This window comes from Bradyrhizobium sp. (assembly GCF_035652035.1).
Taxonomy (GTDB): Bacteria; Pseudomonadota; Alphaproteobacteria; order Rhizobiales; family Xanthobacteraceae; genus Bradyrhizobium.
This window is the reverse complement of record NZ_DASREO010000036.1, coordinates 1-26,895: the sequence shown is the minus strand read 5'-3', so window position 1 is coordinate 26,895 and position 26,895 is coordinate 1. Positions and strand designations below refer to the sequence as shown.

The window sequence follows — 26,895 nt, the reverse complement described above, 5'->3', positions numbered from 1 at the left end:
CCGACAGACCGGCGAGCGGACGGGGTCAAGGCCGTCAGCCGCCGAAGGCGGTGGCGCGTCCAGCGCCAGCCTTGAGGCCGGCCGCTCGGCGGTCTACTTCAACACAGTTGCTCCTCGGTGAACCTTGCCGATTGCCACCGTCGTCCTTCACGAAGCCTGTCAGCTTCGCTTTGGACTTGAGCGCCAGCCTTTGGGGCGTCAGGACCACACGATTTCGCCGTCCGCGCACCGCACCGTTCGTCCTCGGCACGTCCGCGTCCACCGCATCCCCGCTTCGCGTATGTGACGTCCGCGATACGCCCCTCGTGTCGAAGCGGGATGTCACGATGATTGCTGATTTTCGGAAAATATCAAGCGCAATATTTTTGCGCGCAGAACTTGACGGGCTTACCTGGCTGATTGCTTTGGAAAAATCCCGGTTAGGGCGCAGGCGAGTGAAGCAACGTGGCCGTGGCCGGCGGGGGCCTCGATCATGCCAGCGTGCCTGGCGGGCAAATCAGTCGCAGGACGACACCACTTGCACCGCGGTCGTCCCGGCGAAGGCCGGGACCCATACCGCGGAATCTTTCTACGGGATTCGGTATCCAGCGATCTTCGCAACAATTGCGTCCTGGGGTTATAGGTCCCGGCCTTCGCCGGGACGACGTTGAGGATGTAGCCCGCTCCAGCAGGTCACTTGCTATTTAACGACCGATTGGTCTATATATTGGCAATGAACCGCCAAGCTTCCGTGCGTTCGCCCCGTGGCCGCCCCCGAAGTTTCGACACGGAGGCCGCTGTCGAACGCGCGATGGGCGTGTTCTGGTCGCGCGGTTATCACGCCACGGCGCTACCGGACCTTCTTCGGGCGACGAAGCTCTCGCGTGGCAGCCTTTATGCGGCTTTCGGCGATAAGCACTCGCTCTTCCTGCGTGCGCTTGATCGCTACATTGCCGATGCACTTGCCCGCATGGACGTCGAGTTTGCTCCCCATAGAGATCCGGTCGACGGCTTGCGGGCCTACCTGGCCGGCTACGTTGACCGCAACAGCGGCGCCAATGGTCGGCGCGGATGCCTGCTGGTCGCCACAGTCATGGAACTGGCTGGCCGTGATGCCGACGTTGATCGTCGCGTCGCCGGCTTTTTCAAAGCCATGGAGGCGAGGCTGGCTGAGGCGCTGTCCCGTGCGAAGGCAGCGGGCAAGTTGGCCGATGGTGTCGAGCCTTCGAGTGCCGCCCGGATTATCGTTTGTTTCGTCGAGGGCATGCGGGTGGTCGGCAAGACGGCACCGACACGGGTCATTTCGCAAGCCACCGTTGACGCTTTGCTCGACCGCTTTATCAGGTGAAAAAACCATGGACGTTTCCGCTGCTCGCACGCCTATATCTAGACCGAATGGTCTTGAAAAGAACGGCGCCATGTCTGCCGTCCAGATCGTTTGCGCCGTGGCCGTTCCCTTGCTCTGGGGTTATCAGTTCGTGGTCATCAAGGTCGGCGTGACGGAGTTTCCGCCGCTCTTCTTCCTCGCGCTGCGCTTCCTGGCCATCGCGCTGTTGCTTGTTCCTTTCGTCAGGCGGCCCACGCGTCAACAGCTCGGCCCTATCGCAACTATTTCTTTTTTCCTGGGTGGACTGAACTTCGGCCTCTTCTACGTTGGCCTTGGGCTCGGCTCGGGGAGCATGTCGGCGATCGCATATCAACTCTCGCCGCCTTTCACCGTCTTGTTGGCCTGGCCGCTGTTGGCGGAGAAGCCGTCGCTCACCACGTCCGCCGGCGTCGTGATCGCATTCGCCGGTGTGATCGTGCTGGCCGCGGGCCCCGGCCTGTCGGCAAACGCGCTTCCGCTGTTGCTCGTGGTCGGAGCAGCCTTCGCGTTCGCGGTATCGAACGTCTTGACCAAGCGCTATGGCCCTTTTGATCCCCTGATGTTGATGGGGTGGTCGTCGCTGCTCACGGTGCCACAGGTCCTGTTGATGTCATTGCTGCTTGAACATGGGCAGCTGGCGAGTCTTGTCGCAGCGGATGAACGCGGTTGGCTGGCGCTGGCCTACACGATTTTCATCGGAGGAATTGTCGGGTTCGGCCTCTGGTTCTGGCTGATCACCCGTTGCTCGATGGGCCGCGTCGCGCCGTTCGGTCTGCTGCTTCCGGTGTTCGCCCTGATATCGAGCGTGTTGTTCCTTGGCGACCGCATGACCCCAAAACTGATTGTCGGCGGGCTGCTCGCGATCTCCGGCGTCGCCATGACACAGTTGCGGTCGAGCGCACGGCCAATTTGAAACGGGAGGTGGCGTCTCGGCGACTTCCTGGCGACTTCCGGGCTTGGCTCTGGTCGAAGTGATCCGGGCTGGATTTTTCGTTATCTCTCGGCGCTGGAGTTTGCTCGCAAATCCGCCATCTCGTACAGCGGCCGGATTTCGATTTCGCTCGGTCCCGGCATGGGATTGGGGCAGCTCTTCGCCCAGGAGACAGCCTCGTCGATCTCGTTGACCTCCCAGAGCCAAAAGCCGGCGACCCAGAGCCCGCCGACTTGCGTGGTGTGCAGCAAGTCGGCGGGTATCTGGGGTACAGCGGCTGTGGCGCCAATTCATTGGGGAAGGCCGCGCGTGACCCGAAGCGGCCATTTACTGAAAATCACGGGACTGATATTTCTTAGTATTCGTCTCAAGGTTGTTAGGGCTCGCCCTATGCTGCTTAGGCTGTCTCTGCTCATGGCCTCTCTGATGGGGATCGCTTGCTCGTCACCGGCATGGGCCGCCGTTGGTCAAAGACAACTCGTGACAACGGAACGAACTGCGAGCGTGCGCGACGCGCAGCATCGCAATACTCTTCGGATCACCGTATGGTACCCAGCCGCTTCAGATGCTCCTGAGCATCCATTGGTGATCGGCCGTCCCGATAAGCCTCTATTCGATGTAGGAACTGTAGCTCCCGACGCCGTCTTTGAACGCAATAAGTCCTACCCGGTGATTATGTGGTCCCACGGGTTCGGTGGTACGGCCAGAATGATGGGCTGGTTCGGCATTGCCATGGCGCGCGACGGCTATATCGTGATCGCTGTCGACCATCCAGGCAACAATGGTGCCGATAGGATGACGATGACGGGTGCGGTTCTTTGGTGGGATCGCGCCGACGATTTGCGGACCGCGTTGGATGAGGTGGGCCGAGATCCCGTCATCGGTCCCCATCTCGACAGCGATCGCGTAGGCGCTGCTGGCTTTTCGGCAGGCGGATTTGCGGCACTCGTAGCGGCCGGAGCAAAAGTCGATCCAACTCGCTGGATTCGGTTCTGCCGAGAAAACCCGGACGACGGGGACTGTCAGCCTAACGAGGAGTTCGCTGCGACCTTTGACGATCAAGCGAAAGCGTTGAACTCGGCCGAGCTGGCGGTCGACGTGGCACAGGCCAGTCAAGATCACGCGCTGCCTCGGTTACGCGCCGTCTTCGCAATTGCACCCGCGTGGGTGCAAGCGCTTTGTCCCGCCAGCCTTTCTGGTCTGCGTGTGCCGGTGCATATAGTACTCGGCGATGCCGATAACGTCGAGACGCCGGCGACCAGCGGACTAGCGGCGGGAGCCCTGATCCCGAATGCCGCAGTCGATCTGCTTCCGGGCGTCGGTCATTATGATTTTCTAGCAACCTGCACCGAACTCGGACGCGCAAACCTTCCGCCCTGTCAAAGCGCTCACGCGCAGGCCAAAGCGCATGACTACGCAATCGGCGCAGCGCAGGTCTTTTTTGATCGCTTTCTTCGTCCGTGAAGACGGTGACGCGCCAACGCGGCGGTCCTTATCGAGTTCCGCTTAGTGAGGCATACCGGCCCAGATTTGCTCAGGTTGAGTTCTTCGCATTTTGACCCTGAGCAGACTGTTCGACCCTAGTCCTGCTCAAAACAACCGACTGCGGTAGTCGGCGCCGCTCCGTTGCGACAGCGGGCGCGGCCCCCGGCGGCTTTTTTGCGCGCTCTTTCACGGAAATATATTTCCAACTGCCCCGTCAGGGCGCATAGTGGAACATGGTGAACCTTTGGACCGGGGGTCCGATGCACCGATTTATCGCCAAAGCCAACGTAGATCACTTCATGGGCCTTCTGAACGGCAATGATCTAACGCCTGACAGACGAACGGCTATCACCAAGTTGTTGATCGCCGAGCTGGATAAGCTTGCGCATGATCTGGACCATCTCGAATTCGCCGAGAAAAGAGCAGCAGAGGGTCGTGACAGGGTGATCCGCGTCAGGGATAGCTGCAATGGTCATCCCTTCGGCACATCAGAGCGCGAACAAGCCGAGCGACTGCTCGTTAGCTGCGAAAACTTGCAGACGGTGCTTGAAGATTTCTGTCATCGACTGCGCGAGAAGGTCAACTCGCTGGGCGGAACAATTTATAGCGGCCCCCGACGAAACCTCATATACTGACGTTATCACCGACCGAGGCTTTGCCCGTAGGCATCGGTGGCTGAGAGACCGATTGCGCTCCCGCCTGCGAATGGGGAGCACGCCATGTGGCAATCCACGGCAGCACCATTTGATCGTCATCTACAACTGGCGGTGATCGATACCGCCGGTGAGGTACACGCGCTCGTCTTCCCCTGCCGCCGCGTGCTGCGCGGTTGGCTAAACTCGCGGACCGGCGCGCCCGTAGATGTGTTCCCAACGCATTGGCGGGAGTGGAGCGGTGAAGCGCCGATCGGCGAGCCAGAGCAGGATCGCTTGGCTATCGTAGAACGATTCCCTCACGTCCTCTTGTTGGCTCAAGGCGTCAGTTTGCGCAGCGCAGGGCCATGTTTAAAGCCAACCTTGGCCGGTTAACTTGCAGTCGAGTGCAAAACTTCGCCCGAACTTGGCTACTTGTGTTAGAATTTTCACATCACCGCCCCATCCTAGGCAGCTATCGGTGACTGAGAGTATAGCGCTCCCGCCTTGCTCGGGAGTTTGGCTATGCCAGCTTACCGCGTCTATTTTATTGATGCTGACGGCCGCATCTATCAAGCGCCGCAAATATTAAAGTGCGCGGACGATCAAGAGGCCATCGAAAAAGCACGTCAGTACGTTGACGGAAAAGACATTCAAGTTTGGGAGAGGGACCGTTTGGTGGCCAAGTTCTCTCCTAAGTAAGGCCGCCTCAACGATGCCGCGTGGTCGATTTCGCTGCAATAGAAGCCGGTGATCGGTTTGCGGCCTCTTTCATTGATTGAGGCAATGCCATTCCGTTAACGGACTGACCAACGACCTGCCACGTCCATTCGTAGCATCAGTCCGTTGAAGATGTGGGCCGAAGCCCATAATTCCGCCCTGCATCATATCGGGTGAAGGGGAACGATTTCGACATTGGGCTATTGTTTCCTATCACAGCCCGGTACGTGGCTTGTATCTGTGATGAGAACGCCGGTTGCGCTCCCGCCTTCCTCTAACGGTAAGGAGCGCGCCATGGAGCAGCAACGGCGTCGTTTCAAACAAAACTTATCACTTCAAGAGCGGCTGGCGCTCTACGCCGAGGCCGCGCGACAAAAGGCTTCGCCCCTTCGACCCGGAGCAGAGAAAGAAGAGCTCCTTCGCAAGGCACGCCAAGCCAATACTGCAGCGCATCTCAGCGGATGGGTCAGCTCGCCCGGCATTCAGCCGCCGAAACAGCGTCCATGAAGGATTATCTGGCGTCCATTGAAAAGCTTCGCAAGGACGCCGCCGAGGCGGCGCTGATCCGTGACTTGGCCATGGATGAAGCAAAACGCGAAGTATTCAATCGTCTGCACGAGCACCTCAATCGTCTTGCTGATGAAGTCGAGCGAGCGCTCAGAACCGGTCGGACAGCTTCATGAGGAGAGGCCGTGGCTAACTGCTGCGCAATGTGACCGAGCAGGCGGGCCCACGTCCGTTTGTGGCCCAGGGCGGACTACCGAGGCTGGCTATTTTTCTGTTCTGTTTTCAGGATGAGTGTTTTCGAAGTCAAAATTGCGAACAGCCAAATCGGCAGTAGTGATCGAAAAATCAACGCGATCCAGAAAGCTCCATTTTCGGCACCTTTGCTGACCGAGTATGGCCACCAATTCATCTCGCAAATGATGACCTCGATGACAATGCCAGCAAGGCGCCGATAAAGATGTTGGGACCCAGCGAAGATCCAGAAATCTTGCGTGCAGTAAATGCCCCAATCAGAATGCCTGGAAGCGCAGTGATGAGGAGGCCGTTCAGGATTAAGCCAGGGACCATCACAAAGGCGAGGAACGAATAGACGATCAGACCGTCATAGGGCTGGGCATCCAGTCCAACAGCACCGCACTGAGCATTTGGTTCCACATCCTCGCTGCGCAAATGATGGGCAGGTGAGGTAAATGAGTATTTAATGATGCTCGGTCAATGCTTCAGCTTCTGCGTTTTCACACGGCCTGGGCCCATAGCTGCCGACTTGCGGCGCTGCATCAACTCGGCGGCTACCTGGGGTACACCGGCGATCAAATCAAACTATTCTAGTGTCACGGCAACACGTGGCCCATGCGGTCCCCAGAACTGGCTCTCACTCATTCAAGACGTTAAGGGGCGACCCGGCAATGCTGCCCCGCCAACCCGTCAAAACCTCTGTGCAGAGCTACTAGCCTTCGACCACCTCGCCATCCTCCTTCACGAACCGCCCGACTGGATTCTCCAGAAGATCGATCACCGCCTCCGATGGCCGGCACAGTCGTACGCCCTTCGGTGTCACCACGATCGGACGGTTGATCAGGATCGGATGGGCCATCATGACATCCAGCAGTTCATCGTCCGTCCATTTGGGGTCGTCCAGGTTGAGCTGCTTGTAGGGTGTGCCCTTCTCGCGCAGCAAAGCGCGGACGGAGAGGCCCATGGCTGCTACCAGATCCTTGAGCGTCTCGCGCGACGGCGGCGTCTTGAGGTATTCGATGACGAGGGGCTCGACGCCGCTCTGCCGGATCATGGCAAGCGTATTGCGCGAGGTGCCGCAATCCGGATTGTGATAGATCGTGACGCTCATGGTCGTGTCTCCGCGATGGCAACGGGGCCGCGCACGTCGGCGCGCCCGAGCAGCCAGTTCATCAGCAACATGCCGGCGATCGCCCCGCAGAGCTCGGCGACAATGAAGCCAGGAAGGTCGACCGGGCGAATGCCGGAGAAAGTATTGGTCAGCGAGCGCGCGATGGCGACCGCCGGATTGGCGAACGATGTCGATGCCGTGAACCAATAGGCCGCCGTGATATAGAGGCCGACCAGCCACGGCACGGCCGCGCGCTGGAAGCGAAGGCCGGCGAGAATCGTGGCGACCAGGCCGAACGCAGCGACTGCTTCGGCGAACCATTGCGCGCCGCCGGTGCGGACCTTCAGCGAAAACTCGATCAGGGGATGCGCGAACATCACATGCGCGGCCATTGTCCCGATGACGCCACCGGCGATCTGGGCGATGATGTAAAGCACGGCTTCGTTCACCGGGAGCTGCCGCTTTGCGGTGAAGACGAGCGTGACCGCCGGATTGAAGTGCGCGCCGGAGATCGGGCCGAGCACCGTGATGAGCACGACCAGGATCGCGCCTGTGGGCAATGTGTTGCACAGGAGCGCGAGCGCGACATCCTTGGTCAACGTCTCCGCCATGATGCCGGAGCCGACCACCGTTGCGACCAGGATTCCTGTGCCCAGCGCTTCCGCTGCAAAGCGGCGCGGCAGATCGAAGCTGTCCATCAGCTCGCCTTTGGGGTCGGGTGGGTCGCGCCGTCAAGGCGACCGATCGCGCGCAGCCTGGTGCCCAGCGAGAGCTCGTCGATCCTGTTGATTGGCAGGCTGATGAAGGCGTCGATGCGGTTCTTCAGAAAGCGGAAGGCGGTCGTGAAGGCCGCCTCTTTCTCCAGCTCGGTACCCTCGGCGGCGGCCGGGTCCTCAATACCCCAATGCGCGGTCATTGGCTGGCCCGGCCAGACAGGGCAGGCCTCGCCGGCTGCGTTGTCGCAGACGGTGAAGACGAAATCCATCACCGGGGCATCGGGCGCGGCGAACTCCATCCAGCTCTTCGAACGCATCCCGTCGGTGGGGTAGTCCATTCGCTCCAGCACGCGCAGTGCCAGCGGGTGGACCGCGCCTTTCGGCGCGCTGCCTGCCGAGAAGGCGCGGAAGCGGCCGGCGCCGTCCTTGCGCAGAATCGACTCCGCGAGAACGGAACGCGCGGAATTGCCGGTGCAGAGAAACAGCACGTTGAAGACATGATCAGACACGGCTCCGCTCCTTTCGTTTCGGAGGACAGCAGGGCTGCAGGCTTTCGAGGATCGGCGCGCAGACCTCCGGTCGTCCTCCGCAGCAGTCCCGCAACAGGAAGACTGCGACGTCACGAAACTCACCTAGATTGGCGCGGTAGACGATCGAACGGCTGTGCCGCTCCGACGTCACCAGCCGCGCACGGGTCAGGATGGACAGATGCGCCGAAAGCGTGTTGGGCGGGACCTCGAGGAGCCGCGCGAGTTCGCCGGCGGCAAGGCCGCCAGGTTCATGCCTGACCAACGTCCGGAAGGCCTCCAGACGGGTCGATTGCGAAAGCGCGGCAAGCGCCAGGACGGCTTCTTCTGATTCCATATTTCCAGAGTTATGGAATTGTCGGCGTGCCGTCAATCTTTTTTCCAGGCCGGAGTCGGCTGACCTATCGATCGCAGCTATATTTCCAATATTCCAGAAATACGGTTGACGTGCACGGCGATCGCCGCTATCTCCAGCATCATGAAGATCGACGACGCAGCCGCCCGCCTGGAAGCGCTCGGCAATCCGACACGCCTGCGAATCTACCGCGCGCTGGTGCGCGCAGGAGATGGCGGGATGAGCGTCGGCAAGCTGCAGACGAAACTGGACTTGGCCGGGTCGACGCTCTCCCATCATCTCAAGGCGCTCTTGATGGTTGGGCTGATCAGCCAGGAGCGGCAGGCGACGACGCTGATCTGCCGCGCCAACTACGACATGATGCGGGGTATCGTGGATTTCCTGGTGGCCGAATGCTGCGCTGACGCGGCCTGCGGGGGGATCGGCAAGCCCGCGCAGTTCGCTTGAGATTTGTGTTTTATTTCGATGCTTCTAGAACAAGCGTGCATCGGTTGAGGAGGAGGTCGCAGATGACAGACATCAAGGAAGCCGTTCGAGAGAAGTACAGCCGGGCCGCGGTTCGCGCGGGCTCCTGCTGCGGGCCGGCGTCGTCCGGCCCGATCAGCTCCAATCTCTATTCCGACCAGGAGACCGGCGAGTTGCCCGAAGCCGCTGTTCTCGCCTCGCTCGGCTGCGGCAATCCGACCGCGCTGGCCGAATTGAAGCCGGGCGAAACGGTGCTCGATCTCGGATCGGGCGGCGGCATTGACGTGCTGTTGTCGGCGCGCCGGGTCGGCCCAACCGGCAAAGCCTATGGGCTCGACATGACCGATGAGATGCTGGCGCTTGCCCGCGCGAACCAGACAAAGGTCGGCGCGCAAAACGTCGAATTCCTCAAGGGTGAAATCGAGCACATCCCCTTGCCGGACAACTCGGTGGACGTGATCATCTCGAACTGTGTGATCAACCTGTCGGCCGACAAGGATCAGGTCATCCGTGAGGCGTTTCGAGTCCTAAAGCCCGGCGGCCGATTTGCGGTATCCGATGTGGTGACCCGCGGCGAGGTGCCCGAACAGTTGCGCCGCGACATGTTGCTATGGGTCGGCTGCATCGCCGGCGCACTGGAAGAGGTCGAGTACAAGTCCAAGCTCGGCGCTGCGGGATTCGTGCAGGCCAGCATCGAGCCGACGCGCATCTACCGGGTCGAGGACGCGCGCGAATTTCTGACCGGCAAGGGCATCGACGTGGACGCGATGGCGAGGGAGGTCGACGGCAAGTTCATGGGCGCCTTCATCCGCGCCGTGAAGCCGGCCGCGAGCGCATCCTGCTGCGCGTGAGGCAAGGCTGAGAGGCAGAGCGTCAACAGCTAGGCCGCAACTCTGTTCTGCGTGAGCATCTGCGCTGCTCGTCTGGCATCATGGATGATCCTGCGGCCCGGCCGGGTCGCACATAAGGCCAGAGCTGCACCCGCGTAGGCCGCCAGCAATCCGAAGCCCAGGACGAGCAGCGGGTGGAGCGACAATGGGCGAAGCTGAAGCGAGAGACCGTAGACGAGCGCCGCCGACACGATGGTGGACAGGGCGATCGGAAGCAGCATCCCCGCAAAATGGGCCATTGAAACCGGTCCCTCGCGCGTTGCCCCCCACATCATCACGGCCTGGATCGGCACCGAAAAGATCGCGGCCGAGATCGCGACCCCGGTCGGGCCCCACGGCAGGCCGAACGCCAGCGACACCACCGACAGGAGCTGCCCGATCAGGCCGCATCGGAGCATTTCGCGCGTGCGGCCCTGGCTGACGAACAACCATGACGCCGCGGCTCCGGCAGGCGCGAGCAGGCTCGCCACCGCAAACCAGCTTACGATCGCCGAGGCGGCGACCCACTGCTTGCCATAGAGGACCTGGACGGCATCATCGGACATGAAGGCAAGGCAGATCAGGCCCGGCGTGAGGAAGAGAATGAGCGCCTCCGAGAACTGAAGATGCGCCTTTCGGTAGCGGCTCGGGTCGGAGGACAGCCGGGCGAGCGATGTCTCGGCAATTCGGGACAGCGGGGTGAGAAACTGGATGAAAGACATGTTCACGAGCTTGTAGCCGCGGTCGAACAGGCCGACCTCCAGCGCGCCGAAAATCCGACCGATCAGCAGCGGGCTGAGACTGGTCGCCGCGAACGAGGCGATCGAAAGTCCGGTGAGGTGCGCGCCGAATTTCATGAGGGGCATTGCTTGGCCCAGCGCGCGCGGCCAGGCGGGGCGGAATGGCGACAAGGTCCAGGCCAGCACGCCTGCGGTCAGCGTATGCGCCAATTGTCCGATGACGATCGCCCAGTAGCCGTAGTCCAGCAGCGCGGCAAAAATCGAGGCAATGAGGTTGGCAAGCACCGGCGCGATGTCGATCAGCAGGATCGGCAGCGGTTCCATGCGCCGGTGCATCAGCGCCACTTGTTGAAAGGACAGGCTGTTGACGATGATCAGCACCGACAGCGTTGCCAGCACCCCCGCGACCCTGTGGTCATTGTAGAAGCCCGCAACCGCGGGAGCCAGCAACAGGAGCATCAATGCCAGGACGCAGCCGAGCGCCAGGTTGATCCAGAAAACATTGTTGCTGTCGTCCTCGGTCAGATCTGGACGCTGTATGACGGCTTGCGAGAGGCCGAGATCGTTGAACAGGGCAAACACGCCGAAAATCGGCGCGCACATGGCGACGACGCCAAAGTCGGTCGGACTGAGCAGCCGGGCGAGCGCGATCTGCGAGCCGAACAGCAGCACCGCTTTGCCAAATTGCACGGCGACGCTGGACACGACCCAACGGGACGCGACAGCCATGACGTCGTTAGGTGTTGCGGCGGCGCTCATCGGCAATCGTGCTTGATCGGTCAGTCGAGATGATGCGGCGACTGACATGCCCCAGGGTAGGGCCGGAATAGCAGGAAAAGGTTAGAAATGAGGCGCTATGCCGGATGTTGGTTAATGGGGGACGTTAACTAAGGAGAAACTATCCGCTTCCGCCGCTAGCCCCGCGACGTTAATCAGGCCTGTGTTTGGAGCCGTGACCCCTCCGGGGAGCCGATTGTCGGAATTCCAATATGATTGAGACGATGGCTTGTTTGCCGGCACAAGATCTGACGGAGCGGTATGCAGCGCCGACCGCCCGCAATTCGGACGCGGCAGAATGCCCGGCGTGCCGATCGCGCGCGACGCTGTCGATGCGAACGGTCTCCGTCCAGGAAGCGGCGCACTGCTTCGCGCCGGAGCGCGCCGACCGGGAAAGCCACGAGCGCATCCTCACAATCGTGACGTCCTTGTGGGGCGGTCAGACATGCCATTTGATGCGCTGCGCGGATTGCGGCTTTGGATTTTCGTGGCCGTTCGTCGCCGGCAATGCGGACTTTTATAACTTCACCGGAGCCGCAGGAGTCTATCCCAGGTCCAAATGGGAGTTTGCGCGCACGGTGGCTGAGCTCGAAGGCCTTGCTGCGGAGCGGCCGAAAATCCTCGAGGTGGGCGCCGGAAACGGACACTTCCTCAACCTGGTCTGCCCGAGCCTTGTCCGCGCAGAGGACGTCACCGCGCTCGAATACAACGTCAAATCGATTCCGGTGCTGGAACGCAGGGGATACCGGGCCCTTTCAGTGGACGTGCGCGACAGGGCCCTGGATGCCGATCGCGGATCGTTCGATTTCATTTTTCTGTTCCAGATCGTCGAGCATCTTGACGGTCTGGACGCGTTGTTCGGTCGCATCCGCGCCCTGCTCAAGAGCGGCGGCTCCGCGTTTTGCGCCGTTCCCAACGCCGCGCGAATTGAATACCAGGAGACACACCGGTCGGTGCCGGATCTTCCGCCCAACCATATCGGGCGTTGGACGCCGCAGGCCTTCGAGGCGGTCTGCCGGCGCAATGGCCTGGTGGTGCGGTCGGCCGAACTCGAGCCGCTGAGCTGGCGCGAGTTCCTGGCGCACGATATCTCGTACAGCCACATCAGGCGCGCGCAGCTGAACCCCGACGGCATTGTCGCGCGTATCCGCAGCCTGCCGCGAAGCGGCATGCGGCGGCTTGCCGAGGCCGCGCTTGCCGCTCTCTTCATCCCGGCTCGCCTGTCGGCCTGGCACTATGTCTACAGACATCGTGAAAGGCTCGGCGGCTCCTTGTGGGTCCGGTTGGATAGAGCTTGAAGAGCGGATGACCCGCGGCCCGAAACCATGCTTCAGCGGTTGCGGAACATATCCGCGATGCGCAGGAAAGCCTGATCCATCACGCCGCGCATCTCACCCTTGAGACCGCAGTCGTCCATCGCGCGGCGCATGCACATCATCCATTGGTCGCGCTCGGCCTCGCCGATCGCAAAGGGACGATGGGCCGACATGATGCAGCGGTGCTCGCTGCGCTGGAAATAGAGCGGCGGCCCGCCAAGCCAGCCGCTCAGGAATTCGAACAGGAGCTGCCGGATGGGGGCGAGGTCCTTGTCGTGCATGGCGCGGATGCGGGCGGCGCCGGGGTCGCTGTCCATGATCTCGTAGAAGCGGTCGGCCAGCCGACGGACCATAACCTCGCCGCCGATCAGGTCATACGGCGTCACTTTGGACGGTCGGTCTTCGCTCGTCGCCGCAGCTTCCGTCATCGCATCGTCTCCCGATCATCGCCTCGCGACCCAACAGGCTATGTCGGTCTGACGCTTTGATCCGGATCAATCGGACACGGAGTCCGGACGAGTTCTAGCCTCGTGTCGATCGCCGTCAGCCTCACAGATTCGAGCCGTGGATCGCGTCGATCACGGCGTCGGTGACCTCCTTGGTGGTGGCCTTGCCGCCGACGTCGGGCGTCAGCACGCCGGCAGCGCAGACCTTTTCCACCGCCGCCATCAAACGTGCGGCGGCGTCCTTCTCGTTGAGGTGCTCCAGCATCTGCACGGCCGTCCAGAAGGTCGCGACCGGATTGGCGATGCCCTTGCCGGTGATGTCGAACGCCGAGCCGTGGATCGGCTCGAACATCGAGGGGAAGCGGCGCTCCGGATCGATGTTGCCGGTCGGCGCCACGCCGAGGCTGCCGGCAAGCGCGCCGGCGAGATCGGAGAGAATGTCGGCATGCAGGTTGGTCGCGACAATGGTGTCGAGGCTCTTCGGATTGAGCGTCATGCGCACGGTCATGGCGTCGACCAGCATCTTGTCCCAGCTGACGTCCGGAAATTCGCGTGCGACTTCGGCGGCGATCTCGTCCCACATCACCATGCCGTGGCGCTGCGCGTTCGATTTGGTCACCACGGTGAGGAATTTGCGCGGCCGCGACTGCGCGAGCCTGAAGGCGTAGCGCATGATGCGGGTGACGCCGACCCGGGTGAAGATCGCAACCTCGGTGCCGACCTCCTCGGGCAGGCCCTTGTGGGCACGGCCGCCGGCGCCCGAATATTCGCCTTCCGAGTTCTCGCGCACGATCACCCAGTCGAGATCGCCGACGCCGACATTGCGCAAGGGCGAGGCGACGCCGGGCAGGATCTTGGTCGGGCGCACATTGGCGTACTGATCGAAGCCCTGGCAGATCGGCAGCCGCAGGCCCCACAGCGTGATATGGTCCGGCACATCGGGCGCGCCGACCGCGCCGAAATAGATGGCGTCGAACTTTTTCAGCTGCTCCAGCCCGTCCGCCGGCATCATCACGCCGTGCTTCTTGTAGTAATCCGAGCCCCAGTCGAAGGTCTTGACATTGAACGAGAGATCGCCGGCGCGCTTGCCGAGCGCCTCCAGCACGCGGACGCCCGCGGAAATGACCTCCGGGCCGATGCCGTCGGCGGGAATGGCGGCGATGGAAAGGGTGCGCATCTAACTGCTCCGTTGACTCAAGCTAAAGGCGGACGATGAAAGGTGGCGGTTGTCTCAGCGCCCCTGCGCCTTGCGCCAAATGGCAAAATCCTTCAGCGTCTGCTCGTCGGTTGCGGGATAGAGGCCGACAATCGAGCGGCCCTTGTGCACTTCCGACGCGACGAAATCCTCGAATGCGGTCATCTCGAAGGTTTCGTCGGCGATCTCGTCGGCAAGATGCGCGGGGATCACGATCACGCCGTCGGCATCGCCGAGGATGACGTCACCGGGAAACACCGGCGCATCGCCGCAGCCGATGGGACAATTGATCTCGATCGCCTGGTGCAGGGTGAGGTTGGTCGGCGCGCTCGGCCGCTGGTGATAGGCGGGAAAGCCGAGGCGGGCGATCTCGGCCGAGTCGCGAAAGCCGCCGTCGGTGACGACGCCGGCGCAACCGCGCTTCATCAGCCGCGTCACCAGGATCGCGCCGGCGGAGGCGGCGCGGGCGTTCTTGCGGCTGTCCATCACCAGCACGCAGCCCGCTGGGCATTCCTCGATGGCCTTGCGCTGCGGGTGGGAGCGGTCGCGGAACACGTCGAGCTTGTTGAGGTCCTCGCGCGCCGGCATGTAGCGCAGCGTGAAGGCCTCGCCGACCATAGTCGGCTGATCGGGGCTCAAGGGGTGCACATCCTGGATGCACTGAATGCGCAAGCCGCGCTTGTAGAGCGCGGTGGCGACGGTTGCGGTGGAGACGGTCTTGAGCTTGTTGCGGGTGGTGTCGCTGAGTTTTGACATTCTCGTCTATCCAGTTGTTCGTCATTCCGGGGCGGTGCGACAGCACCGAACTACGGTGCGCAATTGCGCACCTGAGAATCTTCGAGGTTCCGGGTTCGATGCTTTCGCATCGCCCCGGAACGACGGTGGGTGGGTCAATAAATCACGGGCTCGCCGACCGGCCTGCCGAAACCGGTCTCCAGGAAATCGAAGTCGCAGCCGTCATTGGCCTGCATGATGTGGCGCGAGAACATCCAGCCATAGCCGCGCTCGAAGCGGCGCTCCGGCTGCTTCCATTCGGCGCGGCGCCTGGCGAGTTCGGTCTCCGGCACATCGAGATTGATGCTGCGGGCGGCGACGTCGAGCGTGATCCTGTCGCCGTTCTTCACCAGGGCCAGCGGGCCCCCGACGTAAGCCTCCGGCGCCACATGCAGGATGCAGGCGCCGTAGGAGGTGCCGCTCATCCGCGCATCCGACAGCCGCACCATGTCGCGCACGCCCTGTTTGACGAGCTTGGTCGGGATCGGCAGCATGCCCCATTCCGGCATGCCGGGTCCGCCTTGCGGTCCCGCATTGCGCAGGATCAGCACATGGTCGGCGGTGACGTCGAGGTCGGGATCGTCGATCGCCTTCTTCATCGACGGATAATCGTCGAACACCAGCGCAGGACCCGTGTGCTTGAGGAAGCGCGGCTCGCAGGCGGATGGCTTGATGACGCAGCCGTCGGGCGCGAGGTTGCCCTTGAGCACCGCGAGCGCGCCTTCCTTGTAGATTGGGTTGTCAACGCTGCGGATGACGTCGTCATTGTAGACCTCGGCGCGCGCGATGTTGTCAGCCAACGTCTTGCCCGTCACGGTGATGCAGTCGAGATGGAGATGCTGCCTGATCCGGCTCATCAGGCCGGGCAGGCCGCCGGCATAGAAAAAATCCTCCATCAGATATTTGTCGCCGCTCGGCCGGACATTGGCGATGACGGGCACCTTGCGGCTCGCCACCTCGAAATCATCGAGGCCGATATCCTGGCCGGCGCGCCGGGCCTGCGCGATCACGTGGATGATGGCATTGGTCGAGCAGCCCATGGCCATGGCGACCACGATGGCGTTCTCGAACGCCTTGCGGCTCTGGATCTTCTGCGGCGTCAGATCCTCCCACACCATCTCGACAATGCGGCGGCCGCATTCGGAGGCCATGCGGATGTGGTTGGCATCGGCGGCGGGAATCGAGGACGCGCCCGGCAGTGTCATGCCGATTGCTTCCGCAATCGCCGTCATGGTGGAGGCGGTGCCCATGGTCATGCAGGTGCCGTAGGAGCGGGCGATGCCGGCCTCCATGTCGACCCAGTCGGCGTCGGAGATCTTGCCGGCGCGCCGCTCGTCCCAGTATTTCCAGGCATCCGAGCCCGAGCCCAGCGTCTTGCCCTTCCAGTTGCCGCGCAGCATCGGGCCGGCCGGCAGATAGATCGCGGGGATGTTCATGGAGGTGGCCCCGAGCAGGAGACCCGGCGTGGTCTTGTCGCAGCCGCCCATCAGCACCACGCCATCGACGGGATGGCTGCGCAACAATTCCTCCGCATCCATCGCCAGCATGTTGCGATAGAGCATGGTGGTCGGCTTCAAGAGCGATTCCGACAGCGACAGCGCCGGCAGCTCGAGCGGCAGGCCGCCGGCCATCAACACGCCGCGCTTGACGTCGTCGACGCGGCTCTTGAAGTGCATGTGGCAGGGCTGCGCATCCGACCAGGTGTTGAGGATCGCGATCACAGGGCGGTCCTTCCACTCCTCGGGCGCATAGCCCATCTGCATCACGCGCGATCTGTGGCCAAAGGAGCGCAGATCGTCGGGCGCGAACCAGCGCGCGCTGCGGAGATGGGCGGGGGATTTTTTCTTGTTGGTCATCTCTTCGTGCCCGTTCTTGATTGGCTCTCCGGCTCACAGCCCAGGCGCGACCTGCGTTTCGATCGATGGCATCGGCTCGCCGTACATTTTTGCCTCGAAGCTGCGCAGGCGCTTGTAGATCGAGAGCAGGTCGACGATCGTGCTCCAGGAGTTAATGAGATACTGGAATGAGCTTCGCACCTGGTCGAAGGCTCGAATGATCTGCTGCATGGGGCCGAGGGTGATCCTGCCGGCCACGATCGTGGGCGCGAGCAGGACATAAGGGAAGATGACGTCGGCCTGCAGATAGATGATGCGGCCAATGTTGAAATAGACGTAGTTCAGGTAAAGCCAGAAATAGTTTCGCCTGACATTCACGAACAGCGCGGCCAATGTCGGCGGATCGGCGCGTTGCGGATTGTCCTCGCCGAGTACCAGCTCCTTGCGATAAGCGGCCTCGACCCGCTGGTTGTGGAATTCGATTCCCGGCAGCTTGATGCCGATCAGGGCGAGAAGGCCGGTGCCGAGCACTGACCAGATGATGGCCGCCCAGACCAGGGGATAGGGGATCGAGCCGACCAGCGGCAGCTCCGTGATGGGAGCGGATAGCTTCACCAAGATCGGCAGGAATGCGATCAAAGTCAGCACCGATCTGATGAGGGCGGCGCCGAGCCCTTCCAGCGTTTGGGCGAAGCGCATGGTATCTTCCTGTACGCGCTGCGAGGCGCCTTCGATGGTGCGCAGTTGCGGCCAGTTTTCGACATAGAACTCGTTCATGGCCGTTCGCCAGCGAAAGATGTAGTGGCTCGTGAAAAAGCTCGTTAACACGCTGACGGTTACGGCGACGAAGGCGAGGCCGGCGAAGATCCACAACAGGCTTGCGAATTCCTCGGATGTGACTGGCCTCGATTTCGACAAGGCGGCCTGGATGAAATCGTAGAACGGCCCGAACCAGGCATTGACGGCGACGGAGACTTGAACCTGAAAATAGGAGGCGAACAGGATCAGCGCGGAGCCGAGGATCGACCACCCGGCCCAGGGATGCGGGGCGAGGATCATCCACGCGGCTGCGAATATTATGGTGCAGATTGCGAAATAGGCGTCGAACCACAATTCAGGCGTCGACCAGAACACTGATACACCAACCGGCACCGGCCCCTGAAAAAGATCGTGAGCAAAGCCGTACCAGACCGCCATCGAAACCACGATCCAGAGGATCACCGACGGAAAGAACACGCTTGGGCGGGGGAAGAATGAAACGAACATAGTGGGGGTCTCAGCTCCGCTCGGAGGGTGGTGTTGGGGCGCTTATAGAACGGCCGGCAGGGGCGAAGGAACCCGCGGGGCTTCTATTGGATGAGAACATAACGTGACAGTCGGGGCCAGCGCGCCCCGGGCAAGGCCTAGACTAGCGTGAGCGGCGATGCAATCCGGCGAGCAGGACGCACAGGAGGACCACGGTCACCATCGCTCAGAAGGCCTCGTTCAGCTTGCTCAATATGCCCGTCACGAGAATCGCCATGACCAGGAGAACGGCGCCGAGGTCCCAGCGCGTTGCCCAGTCCCGCCCGCCTTTCCGCCAATCCTCTTTCAGAACAATGGCCTTTCGAAACGTCACGTCGTGCGAATATCGGTGGTCCGCAGCTCACAGCTTGTGGCCCTTCTGACGTAAGGCCTCCGTCAGCCGTGCCTTCAGTTCTTCGGTCGCCTTGCGGCTGATGTCCTGGCCAATCTGCGTCGTCTGCTGCGCCAGCGCCTGCGATTTTCCGAGCAGCTTCTGTCCGACCGGCAGATGATAGAACGAATCCAGCTGCCGCAGCTCGTCGACCGTGAAGTTCGTCGCATAGAGGGTCGCGGCCTGCTCGATCATCTGGTTATAGAAGGGGGTGTAGGCGGTGGCGATCATCGCCGCCATCGAGTCATAGTCCTGCTCGATCTCGGGGCGGTCCTGCGAGACGACCGGCTTGAGGCTCATGAGGATGACCGGCAGCAGCGCGCGGTATTGATCAGCCAGCCCCATTGTGGCCACGAGGGTCCGCGCTGTGCTCATGGCCTCAGGCGAGGGCGTTTCAGCGCTTGCCGGCATGGCAAGCCACAGCAACAGGGCGGCGATCATCGACAGATATCTGGACATGTCGTGCTCCTGTCAGGCCTTGGCGATTTGGACCGCGGGCACTACCCCGACCTCGACCGCAGGCTTCGGCTCGTCGGTCTCGAGCACCTGCACGAACAGGTCGGGTACGTCGGACGCACGATCGAGCACCCAGCCGATGCCGATCATGATCACGATGCCGAGCAAGCTCACGGCGAGCTGCTCCCAGACGCCCTTGGTGAATTGCGTCAGGATCCAGTGCGCCGAGAACGACAGGAACACGCCGACGCAGAACAGTGGCAGCGAATGCCGGCCGCAGAGAATGGCCGGATGCAGCCACTTCGTGTACAGCGGCTTCCAGTCGCGCGAGACGATGGATGTGACGATGACCGCAAGCGCGAAGAAATGCGTCAGGCGCAGCATGTCGAGGTCGGTCTTGTCGATCGGATAGATCACCTTGATCATCCATTTCGGCACCAGGGCCCCGAGCGCCGGAACATGCCAGGTCATCACGATCAGGAAGGCGAACAACAGCCAGAGCGTGGCGATTGTCATGCCGAGCCTGGACCAGATCACGTGCGCGTATTTCTCGATCTGCCCCGTGCCGCACCACGCGGCGAACACGAACATGAGCTGCCAGCAGAACGGGTTGAAGTACCAGGTCGTGCCCGGCGGGTAAGAGGCGATGTTCCAGTCGAAGATGCGGGCGGGGATGTAGAGAGCCACGGACAGGAGCAGCGTCAGATTGGGACGGCGCACCAGGCCCCAGACGATGAACGGCGCCGCCACGATCAGGGTGATGAAGAGCGGCAGCACATCGAGATTGACCGGCTTGTAGCGCAGCGTGAGGGCCTGTCCGATTAGGATGTCCGGATGCTGCAGGAAATTATGGACATTGAACTCGTCTTCATACATCGGATTGTCGAAGCGGCGCACGGTGCGCGCGATCTGCGCCGTGAAGATCAGGAACAGCATGATATGGGCGACATACATCTGAGCTGCCCGCCGCCACAGCCGCTTCAGCGCGGCCATGAACATGCCGTCCTTGACGATCGGGACGTAGATGAAGCCGACCAGATAGCCGGAGATGAAGACGAAGAATTCGGCCGCGTCGCTGAAGCCGTAATTGCGCAAGGTGAGCCAGCCGACCACGTCGTGCGGAATGTGGTCGAGGAAGATCATCCAGAGCCCGATGCCGCGGAAGAAATCGAGCCGCACGTCGCGCTCGATCGGGCTGTACAGGCCTGCCGAACTGCGCTTGGTCATGGCGCCCCTCCATTCTATCAAAATGATGCGCCGGCCGGCGCCGACAAGCAAAATGAGATTACAACCAAAATGCCAAAATCAAATCCTAGCCAGATTGGCGGGGCGATCCAAGGCCGCTTATTGATCCAAATCAAGCCGGTGCCGGTTAAAGCGCCCGCTCCTGGTGGGTTGCGATCCTGCGTGTCGCAAGGATGTCATGATAGAGCTCGGCATAGCGGCCGGCGCGATTGCGCCAGGAGACGTCGGTTGTCATGCCATTGCCCTGCAGACGCTGCCAGGCGGGCTTGTCATGGAAGCTGACACTGGCCCGGCGCAGCGCGCTCGACAGCGCCTCGGCGGTCACCGGGGCGAATTTGAAGCCGGTGGCGCTGGCGCCGGCCTCAGTTGCGTCGAGCACCGTGTCCTCGAGGCCGCCGACCCGCGCGACGATGGGCACCGTACCGTAGCGCAAGGCGCAGAGCTGGGTCAGGCCGCACGGCTCGAACCGTGACGGCACGATGAGGGCGTCACTGCCGGCCTGGATCAGATGAGCGAGCGCCTCGTCGTAGCCGATCACCACCCCGATCCGGCCCGGATGCGCCTTGCCGGCCGCCGCAAAGCCGTCCTGAAGATCGCGGTCCCCACTGCCGAGCAGCGCCAGCTGCATGCCTTCGGACAGAATGGTATCGACGTTGGCGAGCAGAAGATCGAGGCCCTTCTGCGGGGACAACCGGCTGATGACGCCGAGCAGGGGCGCATCCGGCTTTGGGTCAAGCCCGAACCGCTGCTGCAGCGCGACCTTGTTGGCCGGGCGCTGCGACAATTCGCCAGCGCTGTAGCGCGCAGCGATGTCGGGATCGGTCGCGGGATTCCAAACCGAGATGTCGATGCCGTTGAGGATCCCGCTCAACACGGCGGAGCGTTCGCGTAACAGGCCGCCGAGCCCCATGCCGCCTTCGTCGGTCTTAATTTCCGCCGCATAGGTCGGGGAGACCGTGGTGATGCGGTCGGCGAACTGCAGCCCGCCCTTCAGATATCCGACCTGGCCGTAATACTCCAGGCCATGCACGTTGAACGCGTCCTGCGGCAGGCCGACCGCGCCAAGCGTCTCGTACGGAAACAGGCCCTGATAGGCGAGGTTGTGCACCGTCATGACGGTGCCGGGCCGCGGGCCCCAGTGATAATGCAGGAAAACCGGCGCAAGCGCCGCCTGCCAGTCATGCGCATGCACGATGTCGGGCACCAGAGGCGCGATCGCTCCGAGGCCGATATCCGCCGCCATCCGCGACAGCGCCGCAAACCGCACGGCATTGTCCGGCCAGTCCTTGCCGTCGGGTCCGAGATAGGGGTTGCCTGGCCGCGCAAACAGATGCGGCGCATCGAGGACCAGGAGCTCCAATCCCTGATAGGTGACGCCCAACAGGCGCGCGGGCCCGCCAAAGAAGCTCGGGTGGTCCAGCAGCGTGTCGGCGGCCGGCATTGCCTTGATGATATCGGGATAGCCGGGCACCAGCGTTTTGACAGCGATGCCGCAGTCGGCAAGTGCCGCGGGCAGGGCGCCTGCGACGTCGGCGAGGCCGCCGGTCTTGATCAAGGGATAGATTTCCGAGGTGACCGACAGGACGCGAAGCAGCGTCATGAATTGAGCCTGTCGATCATCGGCTGGGTGATGAGCGAGACGCCTTGCGCCGTGGTGCGGAAGCGCTTGGCATCCAGTTCGGGATCATCGCCGACGACGAGGCCTTCAGGGATGTTGACGCCGCGGTCAATGACCACATTCTTCAGCCGGGCGTGACGGCCGATGGTCACGTAGGGCATGATGACGGCGTTCTCGACCTGGGCGTAGGAATTCACATGCACGCCGGTGAACAGCAGGGAGCGACGCAGCGAGGCTCCGGAGATGATGCAGCCGCCCGAGACCAGCGAAGATATCGCCTGGCCACGCCGGCCATCCTCGTCATGGACGAATTTGGCAGGCGGGGTCAGCTCGGAATAGGTCCAGATCGGCCATTCGCGATCGTAAAGGTCGAGCTCCGGCACCACGTCGGTCAGGTCGATATTGGCGGACCAATAGGCGTCGACCGTGCCGACATCCCGCCAATAGGCTTGCTGCTCAAGGCCGGATCTGACGCAGGATTGGCTGAATTGATGGGCCACGGCGCGGCCGTTCTTGACGATATAGGGAATCACGTCGCGGCCGAAATCGTGGTTCGAGTTGGGATCGCCGGCATCGCGCCGCAACTCGTCGAACAGGAATTTGGTGTTGAAGATATAGATGCCCATGCTGGCCAGCGACTTGTCGGGCTTGCCGGGCATCGGCGGCGGATCGGCGGGCTTCTCGATGAAGGCCTTGACCCGGCCGTCCTCCTCGATATGCATGATGCCGAAGCCGCTCGACTCCTCGCGCGGCATCTCGAGGCAGCCGATGGTCACGTCGGCATCGCTCTCGCAATGCTGCTTGAGCATCAGCTCGTAATCCATCTTGTAGATGTGGTCGCCCGCGAGCAGCACGATGTATTTGGCGCCGTGGGCCTCGATGATGTCGATGTTCTGGTAGACCGCGTCCGCCGTGCCGAGATACCAGTTGGTTTCGGACACGCGCTGGCTGGCGGGCAGGATATCGAAGCTCTCGTTGCGCTCGGGGCGGAAGAAATTCCAGCCCATCTGCAAATGCCGGATCAGGCTGTGCGCCTTGTATTGCGTCGCCACCGCGATGCGGCGGATGCCGGAATTGACGGCATTGGACAGCGCGAAATCGATGATGCGGGTCTTGCCGCCGAAATAGACCGCGGGCTTGGCGCGGCGGTCGGTCAATTCCAGGAGCCGGCTGCCGCGGCCGCCCGCAAGCACGAAAGCCAGCGCCTGGCGCGACAGCGGCTCGTTTCCGACGGTCCTCATGACGTCCTCCCACTCAACTTCTGACTCCGGACAGCGTCTCTTGTTCCGGCACGGTTGCACCGGGAGCCAGTGGAACCAATTGTAGCCATGGGATCGGTCGGTCGGGAAGGGGGAGGGCGGTCATTTCAGGCTTGTCGTGCTGGGAGGGAGAGCTTCCCCTCCTCGTCGTCCTGGCGGTTCGCCAGGACGACGGTGCGGAGAGAGCATGAAATCCGCATCTTCGCGACGGCAGTCGTCTGAGCTTTGCATGCTCGTTTCCGTCCAATAGCCGCGGGCGCAGCGCGGACCGGGTGGCCGCTGCACCCGGGCTGCAAAATGTGCGCTCGGCCGATCATCGCCGCAACTTGAAGGAGAAGATAGACGGCGGATGCCATGCGCTCTTGATGGTACTGACGAGCTAGGCCAGTATCCCTCAACTCCAACAATTCTCGACCTTCGGGGGGCGGCGTTGAAAGCATCAGTGTTGATCGGTCTTTTCCTCTCGACTCTGCTCGCCGTGCCGGCCCTGGCGCAATCTTCATCGCTGGTCACCGACGAGATGATGGTGAAAACGGCCGATGCCGGCATCGAGATATACGTCCGCAACAAGCGGCCGGCGAACATGACGACATTCCGGCCGGAGCAGACTGTGCTTTACGTGCATGGCGCGACCTATCCGGCAGAGACGGCTTTTGACCTGAAACTGGATGACCTCTCGTGGATGGAGTACATCGCCTCGCGCGGCTACGACGTTTGGCTGTTGGACTTGCGGGGTTATGGCAGGTCGGTGCGCCCCAGGGAGATGGACGAAAAGCCTGAAGCCAACCCGCCGATCGTGACCGGGGAGGTCGCAGTCGGGGATATCGGCACGGTGGTCGATTTCATCCTGCAACGGCGCAACATCCCGCGCCTCAACCTCCTCGGCTGGTCGTGGGGAACGACCCTGATGGCGACCTACACAACCCGAAATCCGGCAAAGGTGCAAAGGTTGATTCTGTACGCGCCGGTGTGGATTCGTCAGACGCCGTCCCTGGTGCAAGCGGGTCCGGGCAAGCTCGGCGCCTACCGCACGGTGACGCGCGAGCAGGCGAAGGAGAGGTGGTACACGGGAGTGCCGGAAGAGAAAAAGGCATCGCTTATTCCACCAAGCTGGTTCGATGCCTGGGCCGATGCGACGTTCGCGACCGATCCGGTTGGTCAGAAGATGAACCCACCCTCGCTTCGCGCCCCCAACGGGGTCGTTCAGGACGGCACAGAATATTTCGGCGCGGGCAAACCCTACTACGATCCCTCCAAGATAACGGTACCGACACTGCTGGTTGACGCGGAATGGGATCGCGACGCCCCGCCCTATATGGCGCAGACTCTGTTTCCGCTACTCGTGAACTCCCCCGGGAAGCGATACGTCGAACTGGCAGAGGGGACGCACACCATCATCATGGAGAAAAACCGCTTGCGCCTGTTCCAGGCTGTGCAGGCGTTCCTCGATGAGGGCAAGCAGTAGCTGCAATTATCCCGCCAGCTGTCGGAAGATGAAAGGCCTGACTTCGAACCGGTCATGCTCGCGACGCGTCTATTGGGCATGGACAGGTCTACGGAATGCAGGGGCTCGCGTGGGCGTGACAGCGCAAGCTTCGATCGGGGATATTACCGAATGCGCCGTCTCAGGCTTCAGGTCAAAGCGCTTGCTGTTGGTCTGTCGGCGCGCCATCAATTCGCGGCAGCTATCGCGCTCGCCGCTGGCGTGTTTGCACCCAGCCGCGCATTTGCCGACAGCGCGATCGATCGTGCCGCAAAACCCTATTTCGTGCTTGGCGGGTGGGTTGCCGCACTGCTGTTTCTGGGCATCGGCTTTTTCCTGCTGTCGAAGGCGATCCATTACCGCCGGATGGCTGCGGCGCTCACGCAATGGCCGGTTGCGGAGGGCGTGGTGCTTGCGACTGAGGTCATCAAGCGCACGTCCAAGTCGGATGATGAGTTCGACAGTTACGTCCCGAGCGTCAGTTACGGCTACGCGGTGAACGGAGTTCGCTACGAGGGCGACCGCATCCGGATCGGGCTCGAGGAGCGCGGCTACATCCGCGAGCAACAGGCACGCGACCATATGGCCCGCTACCCGGTCGGTGCTGCGATCGCTGTGCGTCACGATCCGAAACAGCCTGAGACCGCGGTGCTCGAGCTCGGGCAGGTCGGCGCTGCCCGGTATCTATTCGCCGGCTGCCTGCTCGCCGCGGTTGGGATCGCCGCGGTCGTGTTCGCGATCTGGAGCGCCACACTGCCTGTCCGCTGAGAACGCCTGCGCCGCGCTTGAATGAAAGGGCGCAGGCGCGCCGCGGTCAGCCGTGGCGCCTGCCGTTGCCGTTCCCATTCGACGCGGCCGCGATGCGCAGGCGCCGGCCTGAAGCGGTCGAGGCGGCCGGGCGCTTGAGCAGCATCTTTGCTTGCGCGATCCGGTTCTGGCACCAGCGCCAGATTTCGGATGATGTCACCCAGTCGCGGAATCGCATCCACTGGCGATAGAGCAGGGCAAAGGCCGGGATTTGCATCAGGCGGTCGCGGGTGAGGTGGAACAGGCGCTCGACGAGCGTGATCTTGAGGATTTCGCCCGCGGCAATGGTCAGGACGCCACTCACGACATGGCCCGCGGCGACCAGGAACGCACCGACCGGCTTGACGGGTTCAAGGAGCACGACCGGGACTGAAAACAGCGCCAGCGCCGGATAGGGGCGCAGGCGCGCGATCCAGGCGTAGAGCGGCTGCAGCAGCTTCTGGCGTCCAAGCCAGGCCGAAAACGGCCGTGCCACCGATTCGAACGCGAGATCAGCGACGAAGTAGATGGTGACAAGGACATAGCCGAGAAACTTCAGCAGGCGTTTCATGGCGGTCGCTCCTTATCACCAAACGCTTCCCGCGCGACGCAGTTCCGCCTTTCGGCGGGAACCGCTGCACGCGAGGCCACAGCATATTTCCGCTATGCAGGGGACTTGTGTCCGTGAGGAGGCGCCGCTGGCGCAATATCAAGGCGCCAATTCGGAGGAGCACCTGATACCTCTCACTTCCTGATGCCTGTCAGCTCTTGCCACGTTCGCGCATGACGCGCTCGGTCACGTCGCGCGCCATCGCGACCGAGCCGAGCACGGCGCCGCCTTCATCCTTCACCAGGGCGAAGGTCATCTCGATATAGAGCTTACGGCCGTCCTTGTGGGTGGCGCGGGTCAGGGTGGGGCGTCCCGCAAGCTTCATGATGCCGCTTGCGAGCGCTGCGTCGAACCCTCTCCAATGCGCTTCGCGCAGGTGCTCGGGGATGATGAGATCGAGGCTCTGGCCGAGCGCGTCCTGCGCTGTGAAGCCGAACAGCGTGGTCGAGGCGCGATTCCAGCGCCTGATCGTGCCGGAGCGGTCGGCATAGATGAGGGCATCGGCGACATCGTCGAGGATGCGGGCGTCGAGGTTGGATGGGTCGTTCATCTCTCCACCTCTCTTTAAGGTGTTATGTCCGTCCCACGATGCGGAAACACTCCGCGGTCTGGGCCCCGGCTTTCGCCGGGGCGACGTGGACGCTAAGGCCTGTTTACAGTCACCGGCAGGCAAGGAAAAGCGCGACCAGATTGAGGAAGCCGGCAAAGCAGGTGTCGGTCTTCTCGTAGCGGGTTGCGATGCGTCGGAATGCCTTGAGAGAGCAGAAGAAGTTTTCGACCAGA

28 protein-coding genes and 2 pseudogenes are annotated in these 26,895 nt (G+C 62.3%); 12 read left to right on the top strand and 18 right to left on the bottom strand.

What is annotated here, in order from left to right; all coding sequences use genetic code 11:
* Positions 1-790 precede the first annotated feature (790 nt).
* Together VFB05_RS12000 and VFB05_RS11995 are read left to right on the top strand one after the other, a co-directional pair.
* Positions 791-1,327 (top strand): TetR/AcrR family transcriptional regulator, encoded by a 537-nt coding sequence (locus tag VFB05_RS12000; protein ID WP_414643184.1) that lies wholly within the window; start codon positions 791-793, stop codon positions 1,325-1,327.
* A 70-nt stretch (positions 1,328-1,397) separates the two neighbouring features.
* On the top strand, positions 1,398-2,258 hold the full coding sequence (locus tag VFB05_RS11995; protein WP_325012507.1) for a DMT family transporter: 861 nt from the start codon (positions 1,398-1,400) through the stop codon (positions 2,256-2,258).
* Positions 2,259-2,338: 80 nt separating this feature from the next.
* Here the strand turns inward: VFB05_RS11995 and VFB05_RS11990 are convergent.
* Positions 2,339-2,494, bottom strand: a pseudogene (locus VFB05_RS11990) (YciI family protein); the annotation flags it as partial.
* Between the two features lie 286 nt (positions 2,495-2,780).
* Here VFB05_RS11990 and VFB05_RS11985 point away from each other — a divergent pair.
* The 5 genes from VFB05_RS11985 to VFB05_RS11965 all read left to right on the top strand — a co-directional run bounded on the left by VFB05_RS11985 (position 2,781) and on the right by VFB05_RS11965 (position 5,796).
* On the top strand, positions 2,781-3,740 hold the full coding sequence (locus VFB05_RS11985) for a hypothetical protein (RefSeq protein ID WP_325012505.1): 960 nt from the start codon (positions 2,781-2,783) through the stop codon (positions 3,738-3,740).
* A gap of 281 nt (positions 3,741-4,021) precedes the next feature.
* Entirely contained in the window at positions 4,022-4,396 is a 375-nt protein-coding gene (locus VFB05_RS11980; RefSeq protein WP_325012503.1) for a hypothetical protein, read from the top strand.
* Positions 4,397-4,918: 522 nt separating this feature from the next.
* A complete protein-coding gene (locus tag VFB05_RS11975; RefSeq protein ID WP_325012501.1) occupies positions 4,919-5,095 on the top strand; it encodes a hypothetical protein in 177 nt (58 codons plus the stop codon).
* Positions 5,096-5,407: 312 nt separating this feature from the next.
* Entirely contained in the window at positions 5,408-5,620 is a 213-nt protein-coding gene (locus VFB05_RS11970; RefSeq protein WP_325012499.1) for a hypothetical protein, read from the top strand.
* Positions 5,617-5,796, top strand: a complete 180-nt coding sequence (locus tag VFB05_RS11965; protein ID WP_325012498.1) for a hypothetical protein — start codon at positions 5,617-5,619, stop codon at positions 5,794-5,796. The genes VFB05_RS11970 and VFB05_RS11965 overlap by 4 nt, the downstream gene beginning before the upstream one ends.
* 770 nt (positions 5,797-6,566) lie before the next feature.
* Here VFB05_RS11965 and arsC read toward each other — a convergent pair.
* Genes arsC through VFB05_RS11945 form a run of 4 tightly spaced genes read right to left on the bottom strand, consistent with a single transcriptional unit; the run spans position 6,567 to position 8,545 of the window.
* Positions 6,567-6,965 (bottom strand): arsenate reductase (glutaredoxin), encoded by a 399-nt coding sequence (arsC, locus tag VFB05_RS11960; RefSeq protein WP_325012496.1) that lies wholly within the window; start codon positions 6,963-6,965, stop codon positions 6,567-6,569.
* Entirely contained in the window at positions 6,962-7,663 is a 702-nt protein-coding gene (locus VFB05_RS11955; protein ID WP_325012494.1) for an MIP/aquaporin family protein, read from the bottom strand. The genes arsC and VFB05_RS11955 overlap by 4 nt, the downstream gene beginning before the upstream one ends.
* Positions 7,663-8,190 (bottom strand): arsenate reductase ArsC, encoded by a 528-nt coding sequence (locus VFB05_RS11950; protein ID WP_325012491.1) that lies wholly within the window; start codon positions 8,188-8,190, stop codon positions 7,663-7,665. The genes VFB05_RS11955 and VFB05_RS11950 overlap by 1 nt, the downstream gene beginning before the upstream one ends.
* Entirely contained in the window at positions 8,183-8,545 is a 363-nt protein-coding gene (locus VFB05_RS11945) for a metalloregulator ArsR/SmtB family transcription factor (protein ID WP_325012488.1), read from the bottom strand. The genes VFB05_RS11950 and VFB05_RS11945 overlap by 8 nt, the downstream gene beginning before the upstream one ends.
* A gap of 141 nt (positions 8,546-8,686) precedes the next feature.
* Between VFB05_RS11945 and VFB05_RS11940 the strand changes: the two genes are divergently transcribed.
* On the top strand, positions 8,687-9,010 hold the full coding sequence (locus tag VFB05_RS11940) for a metalloregulator ArsR/SmtB family transcription factor (RefSeq protein WP_325012486.1): 324 nt from the start codon (positions 8,687-8,689) through the stop codon (positions 9,008-9,010).
* A 62-nt stretch (positions 9,011-9,072) separates the two neighbouring features.
* Complete coding sequence (locus tag VFB05_RS11935) at positions 9,073-9,879, top strand: arsenite methyltransferase (RefSeq protein WP_325012484.1); 807 nt, start codon at positions 9,073-9,075, stop codon at positions 9,877-9,879.
* A gap of 29 nt (positions 9,880-9,908) precedes the next feature.
* On the opposite strand, the gene VFB05_RS11930 is transcribed toward VFB05_RS11935, so the two are convergent.
* Positions 9,909-11,396, bottom strand: coding sequence for a lipopolysaccharide biosynthesis protein (locus tag VFB05_RS11930; RefSeq protein WP_325012482.1), 1,488 nt, complete (start codon positions 11,394-11,396; stop codon positions 9,909-9,911).
* 350 nt (positions 11,397-11,746) lie between these two features.
* Here VFB05_RS11930 and VFB05_RS11925 point away from each other — a divergent pair, with 350 nt between their 5' ends.
* The gene (locus tag VFB05_RS11925) at positions 11,747-12,712 is read left to right on the top strand and encodes a class I SAM-dependent methyltransferase (RefSeq protein WP_325012480.1); all 966 of its coding nucleotides are present in this window, start codon (positions 11,747-11,749) and stop codon (positions 12,710-12,712) included.
* A gap of 32 nt (positions 12,713-12,744) precedes the next feature.
* Here the strand turns inward: VFB05_RS11925 and VFB05_RS11920 are convergent, their stop codons facing one another.
* The 9 genes from VFB05_RS11920 to glgC form a co-directional block, all read right to left on the bottom strand.
* Positions 12,745-13,158, bottom strand: coding sequence for a group II truncated hemoglobin (locus VFB05_RS11920; RefSeq protein WP_325012478.1), 414 nt, complete (start codon positions 13,156-13,158; stop codon positions 12,745-12,747).
* 121 nt (positions 13,159-13,279) lie between these two features.
* On the bottom strand, positions 13,280-14,353 hold the full coding sequence (locus tag VFB05_RS11915) for a tartrate dehydrogenase (protein ID WP_325012476.1): 1,074 nt from the start codon (positions 14,351-14,353) through the stop codon (positions 13,280-13,282).
* 54 nt (positions 14,354-14,407) lie between these two features.
* Complete coding sequence (locus VFB05_RS11910; RefSeq protein ID WP_325012474.1) at positions 14,408-15,127, bottom strand: ribonuclease activity regulator RraA; 720 nt, start codon at positions 15,125-15,127, stop codon at positions 14,408-14,410.
* 134 nt (positions 15,128-15,261) lie between these two features.
* Complete coding sequence (gene araD, locus VFB05_RS11905) at positions 15,262-17,001, bottom strand: L-arabinonate dehydratase (protein ID WP_325012472.1); 1,740 nt, start codon at positions 16,999-17,001, stop codon at positions 15,262-15,264.
* A 33-nt stretch (positions 17,002-17,034) separates the two neighbouring features.
* The gene (gene sbmA / locus VFB05_RS11900; protein ID WP_325012470.1) at positions 17,035-18,246 is read right to left on the bottom strand and encodes a peptide antibiotic transporter SbmA; all 1,212 of its coding nucleotides are present in this window, start codon (positions 18,244-18,246) and stop codon (positions 17,035-17,037) included.
* Positions 18,247-18,625: 379 nt separating this feature from the next.
* Positions 18,626-19,114, bottom strand: coding sequence for a DUF2059 domain-containing protein (locus VFB05_RS11895; protein WP_325012468.1), 489 nt, complete (start codon positions 19,112-19,114; stop codon positions 18,626-18,628).
* 12 nt (positions 19,115-19,126) lie between these two features.
* Positions 19,127-20,338, bottom strand: a complete 1,212-nt coding sequence (locus tag VFB05_RS11890; RefSeq protein ID WP_325012466.1) for an OpgC domain-containing protein — start codon at positions 20,336-20,338, stop codon at positions 19,127-19,129.
* Positions 20,339-20,483: 145 nt separating this feature from the next.
* Positions 20,484-21,956: a glycogen synthase GlgA gene (glgA, locus tag VFB05_RS11885; protein WP_325012464.1), complete on the bottom strand. Its 1,473-nt coding sequence runs from the start codon at positions 21,954-21,956 to the stop codon at positions 20,484-20,486.
* Complete coding sequence (gene glgC, locus VFB05_RS11880; RefSeq protein ID WP_325012462.1) at positions 21,953-23,215, bottom strand: glucose-1-phosphate adenylyltransferase; 1,263 nt, start codon at positions 23,213-23,215, stop codon at positions 21,953-21,955. The genes glgA and glgC overlap by 4 nt, the downstream gene beginning before the upstream one ends.
* Before the next feature lie 448 nt (positions 23,216-23,663).
* Between glgC and VFB05_RS11875 the strand changes: the two genes are divergently transcribed.
* On the top strand, positions 23,664-24,698 hold the full coding sequence (locus VFB05_RS11875; protein ID WP_325012461.1) for an alpha/beta hydrolase: 1,035 nt from the start codon (positions 23,664-23,666) through the stop codon (positions 24,696-24,698).
* A 150-nt stretch (positions 24,699-24,848) separates the two neighbouring features.
* Positions 24,849-25,484, top strand: a complete 636-nt coding sequence (locus VFB05_RS11870; RefSeq protein WP_325012458.1) for a DUF3592 domain-containing protein — start codon at positions 24,849-24,851, stop codon at positions 25,482-25,484.
* A gap of 46 nt (positions 25,485-25,530) precedes the next feature.
* Here VFB05_RS11870 and VFB05_RS11865 read toward each other — a convergent pair whose 3' ends face one another.
* The 3 genes and pseudogenes from VFB05_RS11865 to VFB05_RS11855 form a co-directional block, all read right to left on the bottom strand.
* Positions 25,531-26,073 carry a hypothetical protein gene (locus tag VFB05_RS11865; RefSeq protein ID WP_325012456.1) on the bottom strand — a complete coding sequence of 181 codons (543 nt, stop codon included), beginning with the start codon at positions 26,071-26,073 and terminating at the stop codon, positions 25,531-25,533.
* Between the two features lie 190 nt (positions 26,074-26,263).
* Complete coding sequence (locus tag VFB05_RS11860) at positions 26,264-26,662, bottom strand: PAS domain S-box protein (protein WP_325012454.1); 399 nt, start codon at positions 26,660-26,662, stop codon at positions 26,264-26,266.
* 109 nt (positions 26,663-26,771) lie between these two features.
* Positions 26,772-26,895: pseudogene (locus VFB05_RS11855) on the bottom strand (IS5/IS1182 family transposase); the annotation flags it as partial.

Coding starts and splice junctions, on each gene's coding strand:
- arsC (WP_325012496.1), bottom strand. CDS start 6,965: ATGAGCGTCACGATCTATCACAATCCGGATTGCGGCACCTCGCGCAAT.
- VFB05_RS11980 (WP_325012503.1), top strand. CDS start 4,022: ATGCACCGATTTATCGCCAAAGCCAACGTAGATCACTTCATGGGCCTT.
- VFB05_RS11975 (WP_325012501.1), top strand. CDS start 4,919: ATGCCAGCTTACCGCGTCTATTTTATTGATGCTGACGGCCGCATCTAT.
- VFB05_RS11955 (WP_325012494.1), bottom strand. CDS start 7,663: ATGGACAGCTTCGATCTGCCGCGCCGCTTTGCAGCGGAAGCGCTGGGC.
- VFB05_RS11965 (WP_325012498.1), top strand. CDS start 5,617: ATGAAGGATTATCTGGCGTCCATTGAAAAGCTTCGCAAGGACGCCGCC.
- sbmA (WP_325012470.1), bottom strand. CDS start 18,246: ATGTTCGTTTCATTCTTCCCCCGCCCAAGCGTGTTCTTTCCGTCGGTG.
- VFB05_RS11890 (WP_325012466.1), bottom strand. CDS start 20,338: ATGACCAAGCGCAGTTCGGCAGGCCTGTACAGCCCGATCGAGCGCGAC.
- VFB05_RS11910 (WP_325012474.1), bottom strand. CDS start 15,127: ATGTCAAAACTCAGCGACACCACCCGCAACAAGCTCAAGACCGTCTCC.
- VFB05_RS11865 (WP_325012456.1), bottom strand. CDS start 26,073: ATGAAACGCCTGCTGAAGTTTCTCGGCTATGTCCTTGTCACCATCTAC.
- VFB05_RS11860 (WP_325012454.1), bottom strand. CDS start 26,662: ATGAACGACCCATCCAACCTCGACGCCCGCATCCTCGACGATGTCGCC.
- araD (WP_325012472.1), bottom strand. CDS start 17,001: ATGACCAACAAGAAAAAATCCCCCGCCCATCTCCGCAGCGCGCGCTGG.
- VFB05_RS11925 (WP_325012480.1), top strand. CDS start 11,747: ATGCGAACGGTCTCCGTCCAGGAAGCGGCGCACTGCTTCGCGCCGGAG.
- VFB05_RS11935 (WP_325012484.1), top strand. CDS start 9,073: ATGACAGACATCAAGGAAGCCGTTCGAGAGAAGTACAGCCGGGCCGCG.
- VFB05_RS11920 (WP_325012478.1), bottom strand. CDS start 13,158: ATGACGGAAGCTGCGGCGACGAGCGAAGACCGACCGTCCAAAGTGACG.
- VFB05_RS11870 (WP_325012458.1), top strand. CDS start 24,849: ATGCGCCGTCTCAGGCTTCAGGTCAAAGCGCTTGCTGTTGGTCTGTCG.
- VFB05_RS11940 (WP_325012486.1), top strand. CDS start 8,687: ATGAAGATCGACGACGCAGCCGCCCGCCTGGAAGCGCTCGGCAATCCG.
- VFB05_RS11930 (WP_325012482.1), bottom strand. CDS start 11,396: ATGAGCGCCGCCGCAACACCTAACGACGTCATGGCTGTCGCGTCCCGT.
- VFB05_RS11945 (WP_325012488.1), bottom strand. CDS start 8,545: ATGGAATCAGAAGAAGCCGTCCTGGCGCTTGCCGCGCTTTCGCAATCG.
- VFB05_RS11895 (WP_325012468.1), bottom strand. CDS start 19,114: ATGTCCAGATATCTGTCGATGATCGCCGCCCTGTTGCTGTGGCTTGCC.
- VFB05_RS11915 (WP_325012476.1), bottom strand. CDS start 14,353: ATGCGCACCCTTTCCATCGCCGCCATTCCCGCCGACGGCATCGGCCCG.
- glgC (WP_325012462.1), bottom strand. CDS start 23,215: ATGAGGACCGTCGGAAACGAGCCGCTGTCGCGCCAGGCGCTGGCTTTC.
- VFB05_RS11995 (WP_325012507.1), top strand. CDS start 1,398: ATGTCTGCCGTCCAGATCGTTTGCGCCGTGGCCGTTCCCTTGCTCTGG.
- VFB05_RS11970 (WP_325012499.1), top strand. CDS start 5,408: ATGGAGCAGCAACGGCGTCGTTTCAAACAAAACTTATCACTTCAAGAG.
- glgA (WP_325012464.1), bottom strand. CDS start 21,956: ATGACGCTGCTTCGCGTCCTGTCGGTCACCTCGGAAATCTATCCCTTG.
- VFB05_RS12000 (WP_414643184.1), top strand. CDS start 791: ATGGGCGTGTTCTGGTCGCGCGGTTATCACGCCACGGCGCTACCGGAC.